The sequence below is a fragment of the Nocardioides sp. Root140 genome (assembly GCF_001426745.1).
GTDB lineage: Bacteria > Actinomycetota > Actinomycetes > Propionibacteriales > Nocardioidaceae > Nocardioides.
Window position 1 is genome coordinate 51,043 of the sequence record NZ_LMFI01000001.1, and the last position, 14,852, is coordinate 65,894.

A 14,852-nucleotide genomic window follows, 5' to 3' on the forward strand; every position below is an offset into this window, starting at 1 on the left:
CCGGGAGGTTGGTCGTTCTGTCTGCATGGTCATCTCGGTCCCTCCATTCATCCCACGGCCGCGAACAGGTCCCCGTCGCGGCGCAGTGTTCCGTCCTCGATGCCCTCGAGGAGGTGGGTTCCCAGCACACTCGCGGCCCACGGGATGACCCCGTAGACCCTCTGGTTGTAGATCTCCAGTTCCAGGTCGGCGAAGGAGCGCGGTCGTGCCGTCAGCTCCCGACGGATCAGGCTGGTCCTGTTCCGGATCCGGTCCGAGGTGATGGTTGTTGCCTCAGCCACCGAGTCCGCTCCGAAGAGTGCGTCCCCGTGGCCTCGTACGGCGATGTCGACCGGCAGGTCGGCAATCCGCGCTAGCCCTGCCAGATAGCCCGCGGTCCCGCCGCCGCCGGGGGCGTACCACGGAATCGCGGTGCCTTTGGCGGCGAGGACGTCGGAGCAGGCGAGGATCCCCAGTTCGGGCTCGAAGTAGGAGTACATGCCGTCCTCGTGCCCCGGTGTCGGGATCGCCTCCCACCGGGTTCGGCCGAGGTGGATCACGTCACCTGGCTCGACCACGGTGGTGGCCACCGGTGCTGCGGAGGTCCCGCAGTCGGTCTCGAAGTGCTCGACGATCTCCAGGTCCGCCCGCTCGGGAGCGAGATCCCGCAAGACTGTCGGGAAGATCAGTTCGGCCGTTGCGTGCGCATTGGCGACCAGCACACCCAGGCGGGATGGGCCGAGGACGCGTACCCGTTCCTCGAACAGCCCGATCCCACCGGCGTGGTCGAGGTGCGGATGGGTCACCAACACCGTGTGGACGGCGCGGATGTCGAGGCCCAGGCTGCTCAGTGCCTCGGCGACCCCGTCGCGTCCCTCCTCGGTGCCGAAGCCGCAATCGATGAGCGCGACTCCGACATCGTCCTGGATGACCACGATGTTTCCCGGAGCCGGCCAGAACGTGCTCCGGGCCTGCAGGACGTGCACATGGTCGTGCAGCCGGGTCACCACAAAGCCCAGGTCAGTGGGGGCTGCACGGAATCGTCCCGCCGTCGGCTCGGGCATCCCGCACACGTCACTTCTCCCGAGCAGCAGGGCGGTCAGCACCGAGGAATTCGTACCAGCCACCGCGGCTGGAGTGCTTGAATGTGGAGTCACCCAGGAAGCCCGCGGAGAACACCTGGTGAGCCAGCGGCGGCACCGCGTAGCGGTCCCCGCACTTGTCGTGCAGGTACTCCTGCGCGTGGTACCACGCATCGAAACTCGCCGTGTCGTCGAGCAATTCGAAGACACCCATCGGCCAGCCAAGCCCAGTTTTGACCATCTCGTCGATTTCGGCCGGTCCGGCGATGCCGAGCTCGACCGAGCGGATCGCTTCGGCGATGAAGCTGTTGACGAACCTGGTCATGAAGAAGCCGGGGGCGTCCTTCACCTGCACCGGACGCTTACGGATGGTCGACAAGTAGTCGATCACAGCACCGGTCACTTCGGGAGCAGTCAAGGCACTCGGAGCGACCTCGACCAACGGCATCACGTTCGACGGATAGAACCAGTGCGTGCCCACCAATCTCGACGGATCGGGCAACGCCGAACTCAACTCGGCGATCATGATGCTGGAGGTGTTGGTGGCAACGATCGCGGTCGGCGGAGCGGCCTCAGCGGCCGACGCCAGCGCCTCGAGCTTGAGTTCCGGCACTTCGGGAATCGACTCGAATACTAGATCGGCGGAGCCGAGCCCGTCCGCATAGTCCGTTGTGCCCTCGAGCCGCGACATCGCTTCGCGGAGACCCTCCTCTGTAAGGCGACCGCGATCGACCGCCTTCCGGAGGCCGTAGGGCCCGTTCTCGACGGCGTCCAGGCCCTTCTCAACCGTGGCCTCACGACGGGAGACGATGGTCACCCGGGCGTCGCTCCCGGTCAGGCAGGCCAGTGCGATGCCGTGGCCCATCAAGCCGGCACCGCCGAGGATCGAGATGTTCTTCATCGTGATCGCCTCAGTTCCGGGTTCCGGTGGCCACCCGCGCGTTTTCGCGGATATAGGATTTGATCTCGTCAGGGTCGCTGCCGGGTCCGAAGATCCGACCGACGCCTTCGGCCCGTAGTTTCTTGACATCGGACGACGAGATGATGCCGCCGCCCATGAGCAGCACGTCCTGTTGACCGCTCTCCTTGAGAGCCTGCGCGATCTCGATGAAGACGTGCATGTGGCCACCAGCGGAACTCGAGATGCCGATCACATCCACGTCCTCCTGGGTGGCGGCGCTGAGCACGTCCTCGGGGAGGAGGAAGTTCATGAAGACCACCTCGAACCCGCCGTCGCGCAGCACGCGCGCTAAGTAGCGGACGCCGCGGTCATGACTGTCGTGGGTGGGCTTGGCGAGCAGCACCCGGATGGGTTGTTCCATCGTGACTCCTTTTGGATGTGATTGGTGAGCGGGGAAGCGATCGGTCAGAACTCATGGGGTGCGGCCCAGCCGAGGTGCTCCTTGAGCACCGCCATCATTTCGCCGGTGCTTGCCTCGGCGCGGGCTGCTTCGATGGATGCCTCCATCAGCCGGTCGCTGCCCAGATCGGCGACCTCGGCCTTGGCGAACTCGGCGGCCGCGACGTGCAGGCCTGCGATCGCCTTCTCGTAGCGGTCGTTGTCGCGAGTGGCCCGCAATTCTTGGATCCGCTCGACGGCCAGTTGTTCCAGGGACGGGTCGACGGCGAAGACCTCGTGCTCCTGGTTCTCCTCGACCTTGTAGCAGTTGAGGCCGACGATGCGCCGCTCGCCGCTGTTGACCTGCTCGCGCCACTGCTCGGACGTGGCCTCGACCTCGGATCTGATCCAGCCGGACTGCTGCGCCGCGACGAATCCGCCCTGCTTCTCGACCTCGTCGGCGATCTCCATCGCTTTGCGGGCCAATTGATCGGTGAGCGCCTCGACGTAGTAGGAGCCGGCGAGCGGGTCGGAGACAGCTGTGACGTTGGTCTCCTCCTGGACGACCTGCTGCACTCGCAGGGCGAGGGTGTGCGCCTCGACCGAGGGGATGCCCAGGGCCTCGTCGTACGCGGAGACCTCCATGGCCTGGGTACCCGCTATCACCGCGCCCAAGGCGTGGATCGACGTGCGGATCAGGTTCACCAGCGGCTGTTGCGCGGTGAGCACGGCACCGGAGGTGTGCGAGTGGATCCGCACATGCATTGAGCGCGGGTCACGGGCACCGAACTCGTCGTGCATCGTGGTGGCCCACATGCGCCGCATGGCGCGGACCTTCGAGATCTCCTCGAAGAAGTCGTTGGCCTGGGAGAACTGGAAGCCGAAGCGGGGCAGGAAGTCGTCGGCCTTCATGCCGGCGGCGATGCACGCGCGGGCGATCTCGCGCCCGACGGCGATCATCAGCCCGGTCTCTTGGGCTGCGTTGCCTCCTGCCTCCTCGATGCCGTAGCCGAAGAAGTTCGTGGTGTTCCATTTCGGCATGTGCTTGGAGCAGTAGGAGATCAACTCGGTGGCCAGCTTCAATCCCTGGTCGGCCGGGAATGCGCTCATGCCGACGTACGCCGACTGGTGGTACCAGTTCATAGAGTTGCCGCGGAGCTCGTCAGGGCGGACGCCCATCTTCTCCCCGTAGGCGATGTACTGCGCGAGTGCCGGAATGGTCTGGTAGTAGGTGATGTGGACGACGTTGATCTTGCGCAGGTCCATACCGTCGAACAGGCGCTCCATGTCTCGGACGTTGTAGATGCCCATGCCTACCTGGCCGATGCGTCCGCGAGCTGCGGGGTGGTCCGGGTCGAGACCCTCGTGCGAGACCAGGTCGTAGACCAGGTTGTAGAACCGTTGGCCGAAGTAGCCGATCATGCCCTGCGACTCGAGATAGTCCATCCGCTCACGGGTCTGCTCCGCGAGGCCGTAGCCGATCACTGGCTGGTTGGCCCACGCCATCAGCTGGTGTTGGGCGGCCAGGTTGCCGCGGGTGAACGGGAACCCACCGGGGCGACCGATCTGCTCCTCGACGTCGATGCCGTCGAGGTCATGGGGGAAGTAGGCGCTCTTGAGCGGCAGCCCGGACTGTGACCGGGGGCTGGTCGCCTGCTTCGGGGCGGCGTCGCCGAAGCGTCCCACCATCTTGGCGTACTCGGTTGACCACTCATCTTCCATGCGCTGGGACTTGTCCCTGTCTTCTGCTGACGACATGTGAATCTCTCCTTGGGCGGTTCAGCGTGCGGCGGTGAGGAATGCGGCAATGCGTTCCTCGTGTTCGGGCGTCGACATCAGGCGGGCCTGGGCCTGGGCGGCACGGTCCATCGATGTCTCGAGGTCGTGCTGGTCGGCTCCACGCAGGGCGAGGAGGGACTCGGCCAAGACCGGGGCAGGGACGTTCTCGACGAGCTCGAGCACCACGTCGCAGGCCGTGTCCATGAGCTCCTCGTCGGGACCGACCACGCGGTCGACCAAGCCCAGCTCAAGGGCCTCGCCGGCGGGCAACTTGTGACCGCCCAAGAGGAATCGCAAGGCCTGGTGGCGGCCAATGCGGCGGGCCAGAAACCAGCTTCCCCCGAGGTCGGGAACCAGGCAGACCGTGGCGAACGCGGCGGTGAGCGAGGCCGTCGGGACGGCGACCCTGATGTCGCAGGCCAGCGCGAGGTCGACCCCTGCGCCCGCGGCGCTGCCGTTCAACGCGGCAACCACTGGGATCGGACACGCCTGCAGGGTCTTGACCAGTTCTTGGGACCCGCGGTACTTCGCGACCCGGCTGGCGTGGTCGAGCTGACCCCACTCGGCGAGAGTGCTCACGTCGCCCCCGGCGCAGAAGAGGCGCCCGGTGCCGGTCACCACGATGCCGCGGACCTCGGGATTCGACCCGGCCTGCTGGACCGCGGCGCTCAGGTCCGCAGTCACCTCGCCGTCCAAGGTGTTGCCGCGGGAGGGGCGGTTCAGTCGCAGTACTGCGATCGCGCCACGTCGTTCGATTTCCACGCTGGAATTCACCGGTGCAACTCCTGTCTACCGACTCGTTGGTAAGAAAACCTACCGCTCGGATGGTTGTCGGTCAAGCCCCTTCGCGACCCGGATCTACAGCGCCGGAAATGCCGAAGCGCCGGGCCGACGAGATGTCGACCCGGCACTTCGGGGAAGGGTGGAGCTCAAGCGTTCAGTCGGTGGGAACCTCCATCACGACGAGCACGTCGCCCTCGGCGATGACCGAGTCCGCGGACGTGTTCACGGCGGTGACGGTGCCCGCCTTGGGGGCGATCACGGGGATCTCCATCTTCATGGACTCGAGGACGATCAGCTGATCGCCCTTGTTCACCTCGTCGCCAACAGAGACGAGGATCTTGTACACGTTTCCGGCCAACTCGGCCCGGACCTCCTGTTGTTTGCTCATGGTGATTCTCCAGTCCTGATGCCGATCACGCCTTGGTCCAGGCGTTCTCTGGCGAAAGTGAGTTCTGATTCGAGTGAGTCAGCGCGTTCGCGGAGTTCACGCACGAGTGTGAAGCTCTCCGATAGTGCCGATTCGACCGAGTCGGCGCGCGGCCAGGCCGGCCGTGCAGGTGCGTCGCTGGCCAGCCAGCCGTGCTCCAGCAACTGGACGAACTCGCCGATGATCTCTCTCTGGTCGTGCCGATCGGCGTCGTACCACGTGTACATCCAGTTGGTCATGCCCAGGAGGCCGAGCACCATGAACCGAGCCGATCCGGCACGCAGCAGGCCCTTTTGTTGGCCTTCCTCGACCACCTTGGTGAAGGCGTTCTCGTAGCTGTGCTTCATCTGTTTGATCGTTTCTTGCATGTCCTCGGGCAACTCCCACTCCTCCTGGAAGACCACGGAGAGCAGGCTGCGCTCGAGAGTGACGAACTCGATGTGTGAAGACACCATCCGTCGAAGCCGTTCGTCTGGTGGAAGATCCAGTTCGGAGATGGGGACGACCTTCTCCGCGATCCTGCCCAGGATTTGGTCGTAGATGGCGCGGAGCAGGGTGTTCTTGGTGTCGATGTAGTAGTACAGCGAGGCCTTCTTCACGTTCAAGGCGTCCGCGAGGTCGTCGAGGGTGGTTGCGCGGTACCCGCGCTCGGCAAAAAGTTCGCCGGCGACCGCGACCAGACGTTCCATGGTGACCCGCTGTTGGCCGTTGGTTGCACGTTCCATGACACCTGCACCTTTCAGTTCGTGATCACCCGCCGACTGATTCGAGAATGACCGCGGTCCCCAGGCCGCTGCCGGCGGGAACCGTCGCTGCGCCGCGGCGAAGGCCGCGTTGCCGGAGCGCGTGGGCAAGATGGATGACGATCCGGAGTCCCGACATGCCCACTGGGTGACCGAGCCCAATGCTACCGCCATCGAGATTCACCCGGTCGGTAGGCCAACCGCCGAGTCGTTCACAGGCGACGCCTTGGACGCCGAAGCCCTCGTTGCACTCGATCAGGTCGAGGTCGTCCAGACCGAGCTTGGCCCGCTCCAGCATGGTGTTCATCGCTACGACTGCCGAATAGCCCATCAGCTGCGGGTCGCATCCGACCAGGGAGCTGTGGGAAACGTCGAACTCGGCCAGCGGTTCGACCCCCAAGTCCTCGAGCGCCTCAGCTGAACAGATCAGTGCCGCGGCCGCACCGTCGTTGATGCCCGACGCGTTGCCCGCGGTGATCACCCCACCGGGCCTGATGGGATCCATGTTCGCGAGTGTCTCGAAAGAGGCGTCGGCCCGGATGTGCTCGTCCTCGCTGACCTGTCGGACGCCCGCTCGGGTCGCGACGTCCACCGGAATGATCTCTCCGGCGAGACGGCCCGCTGCCTGGGCGGCTGCGGCCTTGTGGTGCGACTCGACCGCATAGGCGTCCATGTCCTCGCGGGTGATGTTGTCGATCTTCGCGTGGTTCTCGGCAACGTCGATCATGTACCACGCCTCACCCCATTGGTGGGAACCGGCGAGCGTGCACTCCTTGAGCGCGTCGGTGAACTGTCCGTGCTTGAGGCGCAGACCCCAGCGGGCACCCTCGACGGTGAAGCCTGCACTGCTCATGGACTCGAACCCGAGTGCCAAGGCCACCTGTGAGTCACCGAGGGCAACGGCCTGTGCGGCCTTGATGAACGCCGCCATGCCCGAGGCGCACTGCATGGTGAGTGTGAATGCCGCTGTGGCATCGGGCAGCCCGATGCGTTTGCTGACGACCCTCGCGGCATTGGACTCGGTCATGTTGTGTAGGACGGTGCCGCCGACTACGTGGTCGATCGCTTCGGCCGGGACACCGCTGCGGTTGATGAGCCCTTGCGCAGCGGCGGTCGCCAGATCAGTCGCCTTCAGGTCGCGGAAGCTTCCGCCGAACTTGGTGATCGGGGTTCTGGCGCCATCGATCAGGTAGACCTTGGTCATGATTTCTCCTTGCGTGGGTGAGGTGGGTTGGAGCGACTTGTCGTGAACGGAGGTGGAGTTGTCAGTGGAGTCCGAGGCCCAGGCCCTGCAGGGCCGCGGTCAATGCGGCCCGGGTCTGTTCGGGCTGGATAACGTCGTCGACGATGCCCGCGTCCACGGCCCGGAAGGGGTGGGTGACCTCGGCGCGGTATTGCGCGGCCAGGGCGGTGCGCACGGCGCGAGGGTCGTCGGCTGCTGCCAGCTCGCGACGGTTCAAGATGCCTACGGCTCCCTCCGGGCCCATCACGGCGATCTCCGACTGCGGCCATGCCCAGGTGAAGTCCGCCCCGAGGGAGCGTGAGCCCATCGCAATGTAGGCGCCGCCGTACGCCTTGCGCATGATGACGGTCAGGCGAGGGGCGTCGGCGTCCGCGTAAGCGTCGAGCATGTCGGCACCGTGCGTGATCACTGCTCTGCGCTCCTCGACCGCTCCGGGGATGAAGCCCGGGACGTCGACCCAGGTGGTGATGGGCACACCGAACCGGCCGCAGAAGCGAACGAACCGGGCCACCTTCTGGGCGGCCTTCGCGTCCAGAATTCCGCCGCGTCGCCGCGGCTGGGAGGCGACGATCCCGATCGGGACGCCATTGAGTCGTGCGAATCCGGTGACCACGCTGGGCGAGAACTTGGCGGAGAGTTCGAAGGTCGTCCCTCCATCGACGATGCACGACAGGACGTGGCGTACGTCGAAGGCAACGTGGCTCGCCGCCGGAATCAGGTCGGCCAGCTCCTGGACACTCCGCTCGGGCTCGCGGGGTGCCTGGAGGGGAAGCTCGCCGCCACGCTGCTGCGGGAGGAAGGAGAGGAGGCCGATGACGGAGCGCAGCGCCTCCCGCTCGTCGGCCACCTCGAGGTGTGCGACTCCGCTATCGCGGGTGTGCAGGCCGGCTCCGCCGAGGTCTTCCGGGTCGACGTCCTCGCCGGTGGCTGCCTTGACCACCTCGGGTCCGGTCAGGAACAGACGGCCCTGGCCGCTGACCATGATCGTCCAGTCGGTAAGGGCCGGCGAATAGGCTGCGGCTCCAGCGCAAGGGCCCATGATCACCGAGATCTGCGGAACCCGCTTCTTGGCACGGACGTTCTGGGCGAAGATCCGGCCGCACCCGTCGAGGGCCTCGATGCCTTCGTGGATCCTGGCGCCGCCCGAGTCGTTGATGTAGATGATCGGCATGCCGTTGTCGATCGCGAAGCGCTGGAGGCGCACGACCTTGTCGGCAAAGACGGAGCCGATCGAACCCCCGGCGACCGCGAAGTCATGGCTCGCAATTGCGGTCGGGCGCCCGTGGATGAGCCCCCACCCGATGGCCACGCCGTCGGATGGCAGGGGAGTGGTCGCGCCCCGGGCCTCACTGCGATATCCGTTGCGCATCGCCATGATCTCGTTAAAGGCGCCGCTATCGCACAGGGCCACCGCCCGGTTCCGGGCAGAGAGGTCGCGCGGCTCCTTGATCGGCAGGGCGGCCAGCCGGTCGCGACGCTCCTGCATTGGTCCTTCGAGAAGTGTTCCCGCGAGGACGTCGGTCTCAATGTTGATGGTCATCATGCTCCAATCTTCCCGTTGGTAGTTCAACCTAACAGACGGTTGGCAGCCTGGACAAGGACTCTTTAGCGTCGGTCTCGTCCCGGCAGGGAGCTGCGCGGACGTGGCGGAGCGCTCGACAGACTCCGAGCGGGAGGCGATGGACAAGACCGCCTGCGTCAACGCACGCGTGGGTTGGATGCTCGTGGTTGCGGCTGAAGTGCCCTGGCTCGAGACGATGGCTTGACCGGGACGGCAGTCAGTAGGCGTAGTGGGAATCGCCGGAGCAGTACTTCCGGGCTGTAATGCGAATGACTGGCTGGACGGTGCGCGCTCTAAAGGCCATGCTCGGCCAAGTTGTCCAATCGCGTGACGGGTTGGACCTTCCCGATCACGGAGCCCCGTTCGTGTTCGTATTGGGGGTCGTGAAGGCAGAGCGGCTCGGCGTTGCTGATTCGGTGTTGTGGGATTCTTGAGGTCCGGCCTTCAGTCAGGGGTGCGGTGGAAGGGTTCGATCTTGCCGTTGGTTTGCGGCGGTAGGGACGGATCCTCTTCGCGTGATGCCGAGTTCGGCGCAGGTGTCGCGCCAAAGCTGGGATGCCGAGCAGTGGCCGTTGACACTGAGCACCCGCTTCACGATGACGCCGCGTTCGGCGAACCAGCCAATGGCCTTGCGGTTGAGCACCGCGGCGGTCTCCATGCTCTCGTCGGCGTGGATCTAGGCGTAGGCGATGCGGGAGTGGTCATCATTGACCGGTCTGTAAGCAGACTGTGCCGAGCATCCACAAAGACCATCACGTTGCCGGCGCAGACGATCAAGTCGAAGGTGCCGAGATCGGGGGCGAGGCCGACCATGTCGAGCACTTCAAGCCGAACATCCGGGTGCTGCTCGTGTCCGGCCTCGATGAGCATCGGGTCGGCAGGCGCCCGGGCTCCAGGGGTCTGCCACTCAAATGCCTTGCCTACTTCCACATACCTCGAGGTGGCTCTTTACGACCTCCCGGTCACCCAGGCGACCACGAGGCCGCAGAGTAGTTGGCGCCGAGCTGTCAGCCCCCACCCAAGCCTCACCGGAGCAACGGAGCAAGTCTGTGATCCAGTGCCCTCTGCCCTGACTCGGAGCAAGTCGTCGTCACTCGGCGCGCCTAGCGACCCGACCTCGGACTGATGTCCCATGTTTATCGGTAGGCGATCGACCCTTTGATCAGCACAGCCTTCGAATGCAAGCGGGCGAAGATCGATGGTCTGCCGGGCGTTTACTCAGACAACGGCTTTCGCGCCGGACAGGAGGCGGCGGGCCATCACGATGCGCTGGACCTGGTTGGTGCCTTCGTAGATCTGGGTGATCTTGGCGTCGCGCATCATGCGCTCGACCGGGTAGTCGCGGGTGTAGCCGTAGCCGCCGAGTACCTGGACGGCATCGGTGGTCACCTGCATGGCGACGTCGGAGGCGAAGCACTTGGCGGCGGCACCGAAGAATGTTAGGTCCTTGTCGTCGCGCTCGGAGCGGCCGGCGGCGGCGTAGGTCAGTTGGCGTGCGGCCTCGACCTTCATGCCCATGTCGGCCAGCAGGAACTGGAGGCCCTGGAAGTCGGCGATCGACTTGCCGAACTGCTGGCGCTCCTTGGCGTACCCGAGCGCGTAGTCGAGCGCGCCCTGGGCGACACCTACCGCCTGCGCGGCGATCGTGATGCGGGTGTGGTCGAGGGTCTTCATCGCGATCTCGAAGCCCTGGCCCTCTTCGCCGATGATGCGGTCGGCGGGGATGCGCACGTTGTCGAAGTAGACCTCGGTGGTGGGCGAGCCCTTGATGCCGAGCTTCTTCTCCGGGGCACCGAACGAGACACCCTCGTCGGACTTCTCCACGACGAAGGCGGAGATGCCCTTGGTGCGCTTGTCGGGGTCGGTCACCGCGAGGACTGTGTAGTACTCGGAGACGCCGGCGTTGGTGATCCACCGCTTTACCCCGCTGAGGACGTAGAAGGCACCGTCGCTGGTGTCTTCGCTCACCGCCCGGGTTTTCATGCCACCGGCGTCCGAGCCGGCGTCCGGCTCGGAGAGGCAGTAGGAGAAGCCGCCCTCGCCGCGGGCCAGTTTGCCGAGGTACTTGGTCTTCAGCTCCTCGGAGCCGCCGATCTGCACCGGCAGCGACCCGAGCTTGTTCACTACCGGGATCAGGGAGGACGACATGCACGCCCGGGCGACTTCCTCGATCACGATCACAGTGGCCAGTGGATCTGCTCCCGCGCCCCCGTACACCTCGGGCACGTGTGGAGCATGGAAATCCGAGGCCAGTAAGGCCTCCGCCGCCTCGTGGGGGTAGCGAGCCAACTCGTCCACCTCGGCAGCGAACGGCGCGATCTTCGCATCACACATGGCGCGCACCGTCTCCTTGAGGGACTGATGCTCCTCGGACAATGCGTAGGTTGGGCTGGTCTTCACGGTGTGTCCCTTCGCGACTTGCTTGGGTGGTGGGCGGGCGCCCGGCACCCGGCATCCGGCTCTCGTTGAACGGGAGGCCAGTGCCAGCCGGTTAACCGCATTACGGAACGGACGAATTCTTCGGGCGAATCGAAGGACTCGCGCCGGCGACCGGACCGGGTCTCGTAGACCTCTCCGAGCCAGGGTTCATCGGCCGCGAATACGACCTTCCATCGGCGCATTGGCCTGGGTCTCGATCCCGCCGCTTGAACCGAGGCGGTGTCGGTCGACGCCAGCTTCTGGATCAACGTCAACTGTTCGGTTCGCGAACCGGATGTCATCGGCGTCCTTCTCTCCTCGGCCCCGCGGGCGATGTCCCGCCTTTGCGGGAGCCATTGGGAGCGTATGGAGTCTCGTGATTGATGTCAACCGTCTGGTAGGTTGATCTACCGACGGAAAGATTGGAGTCTGGGTGAGTGTCCGATCGCACCATCACCGACCACGCCGACGAGCAAGTGGGGGGCCCTTGAATATGCGCCACCATCGGTGGGCCCAGCTCGAATTCAAGGACCCGCGGAAACTCGCTGTTCGGGGTCGAGCGGGTGCCCAGTGCGACGACGGCATCCATGAGCTCTTGGCTCTCCGAGAGGGACATGGAACCGCCGACGCCGCGCGAGCGCGGCTACAAGACGAGGGCGTGGCCGGCTGGGCTCACTTCCACAGTCGCCCGACCGCGATTGCTGGCCACGACTTCGGTGTCGCCAGCGGCTCTATCGGGGCAGTATTCGCTGACACGGTCGCGCGACCGCAGAAGTTGGCCATCGAGAGGCAGATGCCGATCGGTGACATCCGCTCGCGACGACGCGAAGATCGACCTGATCACTACGAGTTCCTCGGACCCGCCGCAAACGCCGCCGAAGGCAATCCAGATGCCCTTGAATGGAAAGGCGGTCTCTTCATGGCACTGTGCGAATTTCGGTGGCACGACCAAGAGGCCCCGTGATTTGGAAACGGCCGATCCCTCTCATCGGTGACCGGACCTCGGCGGCCGAGCGTGCCGCCGAGGTCAGGGGCTGGGCGTTCCCGAGCACGTCCAAGGATGCGTTCTACGACCTCGTTGCCGCCCGCCGGGATATTCGCCGCTATCGTCCAGACCCGGTCGACTCCGAGACTCTCAACCGAGTTCTCGCTGCCGCCCACGCGGCCCCATCGGTGGGGCAAAGTCAGCCCTGGCGGTTCATCGTCGTCTCTGAGCCGGAGGCTCGGGAGCGGGCTGCTCGGATGGCCGACGAGCAGCGGCTTCGACAGGCGCGGCAATTGGAGCCAGATGCGGCGCGACGGCTGCTCGACTTGCAGCTCGAAGGCATCCGGGAGGCGCCGTTGGGGGTGGTCGTCGCCTGCGACAGACGTACGCCGTCCGGGGGAGTCCTCGGCAGGGCGACCTTCCCGGATGCGGATCTGTGGTCGTGTGCGTGCGCCATAGAGAACCTGTGGCTGGCCGCGCGGGCTGAGGGTCTGGGCGTCGGCTGGGTCACCCTGTTCGACCCGCAGCAGTTGGAGGATCTCGTCGGCGTGCCTGACGGTGTGGTCACCCTCGGCTGGTTGTGTCTCGGCTGGCCCGACGAACGACCACCGGCTCCGGGCTTGGAGCGGGCCGGCTGGTCACGTCGACAGCCGGTCAGCGAGGTGGTCGTCGCCGAGCGTTGGAGCGAGACGACGCAGGCGCCGCTCTCGCACCTGCGTGCACCACCCATCCATGCTGTCGTCCAAGCTCGTGACGATGCCGACGTCCTCCTCACGCCGCCTGGCTCGCTCGGCCTGTTAGACCGCTACGTCGACCGCGTTGCCGCTGCCTCGGGCCGGAGTCCAGGCGCCCCCCCGACCGGAGCGCTGCTGCTGGTAGGGGGCCGACACCGGGTGGCCGCTCATGGGGTTTCGGCCTTTTCGGATTCGCTGACAGATGACGTACTGGCCGCGAGTGCGGTCGGGGAGTCGGCCGGTTCCGCCGCGGCCACTGCAGTCGGCCTGGACTTTCGCGCGGTGGACGCAGGGACGGCGTCGGGCGACCTGGTCACGACCGATGCCTTGTCGGTGGCAGACGTGCGGGACCTGATCGAGTGGGGTCGGAGGATCGGAGTGGCCACCGGTCGGAAGCATGTGCTCCTCGCTCTGGGGGAGGTCGGCATAGGCAACACCACGGTGGCGGCCGCGTTGACTGCGACGCTACTAGGGCTGCCCGCGGCCGAGGTCGTGGGGCTCGGAGCGGGGGCTGATTCCGCCATGCTGCAGCGCAAGGTCGAGGTCGTGGAGGCCGCCCTGGCTAGAGTGACGGCAGCCCGAGGCCCTGGCCAGCTTCTGCCTCAAGAAGCACTCGCCTTCCTGGGTGGGCCGGAGTTCTGCGTCCTGGCGGGCGCCGTGCTGGGAGCGGCATCGGTCGGTGCCGTCATCGTTCTCGACGGTCTAGCCACGAGTGTCGCCGCACTGGTTGCGGTCCGGATCGAGCCGGGCGCAGCGGCATACCTGGTTGCCGGTCAGCGCAGCCGGGAGCGGGCCCATGCCTCGGTGTTGGTACACCTCGGGCTCGAACCCTTGCTGGATCTGCGACTGCGATCCGGTGAAGGTGTAGGGGCCGCGCTGGCCACGGGCATGCTGATCAGCGGAGTTAAGCTGCGAGAAGGGATCGGCCGGACGGCGCCATGACCGAGTTGCTTGTGGTCCGGCATGGACAGTCGACTTGGAATGTAGCCGGCCGTATCCAGGGACAGACTGCGTCTCCGAAGCTCACCGACCTTGGTCGCCGCCAAGCTGCCGGGGTGGCTGCTCGGCTGCTCGGCCACGGACCGAGGAAGCTGCTCACGTCCGACCTCGTGCGCGCGTGGCAGTCGGCCGAGATTATCGGGGGCGCGCTGGGACTCGAGCCGCTGTCAGACCCACGCCTGCGGGAACGTCACTACGGGATCTGGCAGGGGCGGAATGCTGACGCTGCCAGACAGGCATCACTTTCCTTGGCCGACCATCAGCGGCTCCCGGGAGGTGAGTCGGTGAGTGACTTACGCCAACGCTGGCTGGCTGTCGCTGCCGAGTTACGCGGGACGCCGGGCCCGGTTGTGCTTGTCACCCACGGCAACATCATCGCAGAACTTGCCGGGGATTCCGTACCGGGAAATGGTTCGGTCACGCGGATTTCGCTCGTGTAGTTTGGGCACAATTGAGTACGGGTGGTCCAAAGGCGAATCTCAGCGCGGGCAGCCCCGTTTCGTCACGAGGTTAGTCGGCGCGTCGACCAAAGTAGGAGCGTACTCAAAGGAGGGCTGGAGGAGCGGGCGATCGAGATGACCGCCGGGTGTGCCGAAGTTCGATTGCCCAGGTCAGGGAGCAGTGGTTTTCTTCACTGCGGTCAACATCCGCATTCAGACCGCGGCAGGCCCCTATGCACCTAGGGAAGCTGGACAGTCGGGAGCGATCAACTTCGTCGAGAATTCTTCTTGGGACGGCCAGACCACTGACTACGCGCGAAGCGCTGATCCCGTTGTGATG

At 65.7% G+C, this 14,852-nt stretch carries 12 protein-coding genes and 1 pseudogene; 2 read left to right on the top strand and 11 right to left on the bottom strand.

Annotated elements, in window-relative coordinates:
- Positions 1 to 47: 47 nt before the first annotated feature.
- From ASD30_RS00245 to ASD30_RS00290, 11 genes and pseudogenes are all read right to left on the bottom strand, one after another.
- The gene (locus tag ASD30_RS00245) at positions 48 to 1,085 is read right to left on the bottom strand and encodes an MBL fold metallo-hydrolase (protein WP_082563442.1); all 1,038 of its coding nucleotides are present in this window, start codon (positions 1,083 to 1,085) and stop codon (positions 48 to 50) included.
- Positions 1,054 to 1,962, bottom strand: a complete 909-nt coding sequence (locus ASD30_RS00250; protein ID WP_056675217.1) for a 3-hydroxyacyl-CoA dehydrogenase family protein — start codon at positions 1,960 to 1,962, stop codon at positions 1,054 to 1,056. Before ASD30_RS00250 ends, ASD30_RS00245 begins: the two co-directional genes overlap by 32 nt.
- Before the next feature lie 10 nt (positions 1,963 to 1,972).
- A complete protein-coding gene (locus ASD30_RS00255) occupies positions 1,973 to 2,383 on the bottom strand; it encodes a cobalamin B12-binding domain-containing protein (protein WP_056675221.1) in 411 nt (136 codons plus the stop codon).
- A gap of 44 nt (positions 2,384 to 2,427) precedes the next feature.
- Positions 2,428 to 4,158, bottom strand: coding sequence for an acyl-CoA mutase large subunit family protein (locus ASD30_RS00260; RefSeq protein WP_056675224.1), 1,731 nt, complete (start codon positions 4,156 to 4,158; stop codon positions 2,428 to 2,430).
- A 21-nt stretch (positions 4,159 to 4,179) separates the two neighbouring features.
- A complete protein-coding gene (locus ASD30_RS00265; RefSeq protein ID WP_082563444.1) occupies positions 4,180 to 4,953 on the bottom strand; it encodes an enoyl-CoA hydratase/isomerase family protein in 774 nt (257 codons plus the stop codon).
- 163 nt (positions 4,954 to 5,116) lie between these two features.
- Positions 5,117 to 5,350 (bottom strand): biotin/lipoyl-binding carrier protein, encoded by a 234-nt coding sequence (locus tag ASD30_RS00270; RefSeq protein WP_056675229.1) that lies wholly within the window; start codon positions 5,348 to 5,350, stop codon positions 5,117 to 5,119.
- Entirely contained in the window at positions 5,347 to 6,114 is a 768-nt protein-coding gene (locus ASD30_RS00275) for a TetR/AcrR family transcriptional regulator (protein ID WP_056675233.1), read from the bottom strand. The genes ASD30_RS00270 and ASD30_RS00275 overlap by 4 nt, the downstream gene beginning before the upstream one ends.
- A 25-nt stretch (positions 6,115 to 6,139) precedes the next feature.
- Positions 6,140 to 7,336 (bottom strand): thiolase family protein, encoded by a 1,197-nt coding sequence (locus ASD30_RS00280; RefSeq protein WP_056675236.1) that lies wholly within the window; start codon positions 7,334 to 7,336, stop codon positions 6,140 to 6,142.
- A 61-nt stretch (positions 7,337 to 7,397) separates the two neighbouring features.
- On the bottom strand, positions 7,398 to 8,915 hold the full coding sequence (locus ASD30_RS00285; protein WP_056675239.1) for an acyl-CoA carboxylase subunit beta: 1,518 nt from the start codon (positions 8,913 to 8,915) through the stop codon (positions 7,398 to 7,400).
- A 474-nt stretch (positions 8,916 to 9,389) separates the two neighbouring features.
- A pseudogene (locus ASD30_RS27365) lies at positions 9,390 to 9,642 on the bottom strand (IS481 family transposase); the annotation flags it as partial.
- 512 nt (positions 9,643 to 10,154) lie between these two features.
- Complete coding sequence (locus ASD30_RS00290) at positions 10,155 to 11,336, bottom strand: acyl-CoA dehydrogenase family protein (RefSeq protein ID WP_268788266.1); 1,182 nt, start codon at positions 11,334 to 11,336, stop codon at positions 10,155 to 10,157.
- Between the two features lie 978 nt (positions 11,337 to 12,314).
- Between ASD30_RS00290 and bluB the strand changes: the two genes are divergently transcribed.
- Both bluB and ASD30_RS27890 read left to right on the top strand, forming a co-directional pair.
- The gene (gene bluB / locus ASD30_RS00295) at positions 12,315 to 14,015 is read left to right on the top strand and encodes a 5,6-dimethylbenzimidazole synthase (RefSeq protein ID WP_056675245.1); all 1,701 of its coding nucleotides are present in this window, start codon (positions 12,315 to 12,317) and stop codon (positions 14,013 to 14,015) included.
- A complete protein-coding gene (locus ASD30_RS27890; protein WP_082563447.1) occupies positions 14,012 to 14,512 on the top strand; it encodes a histidine phosphatase family protein in 501 nt (166 codons plus the stop codon). Before bluB ends, ASD30_RS27890 begins: the two co-directional genes overlap by 4 nt.
- Positions 14,513 to 14,852 lie beyond the last annotated feature (340 nt).

Coding starts and splice junctions, on each gene's coding strand:
- ASD30_RS00250 (WP_056675217.1), bottom strand. CDS start 1,962: ATGAAGAACATCTCGATCCTCGGCGGTGCCGGCTTGATGGGCCACGGC.
- ASD30_RS00255 (WP_056675221.1), bottom strand. CDS start 2,383: ATGGAACAACCCATCCGGGTGCTGCTCGCCAAGCCCACCCACGACAGT.
- ASD30_RS00260 (WP_056675224.1), bottom strand. CDS start 4,158: ATGTCGTCAGCAGAAGACAGGGACAAGTCCCAGCGCATGGAAGATGAG.
- ASD30_RS00270 (WP_056675229.1), bottom strand. CDS start 5,350: ATGAGCAAACAACAGGAGGTCCGGGCCGAGTTGGCCGGAAACGTGTAC.
- ASD30_RS00275 (WP_056675233.1), bottom strand. CDS start 6,114: ATGGAACGTGCAACCAACGGCCAACAGCGGGTCACCATGGAACGTCTG.
- ASD30_RS00280 (WP_056675236.1), bottom strand. CDS start 7,336: ATGACCAAGGTCTACCTGATCGATGGCGCCAGAACCCCGATCACCAAG.
- ASD30_RS00285 (WP_056675239.1), bottom strand. CDS start 8,915: ATGACCATCAACATTGAGACCGACGTCCTCGCGGGAACACTTCTCGAA.
- ASD30_RS27890 (WP_082563447.1), top strand. CDS start 14,012: ATGACCGAGTTGCTTGTGGTCCGGCATGGACAGTCGACTTGGAATGTA.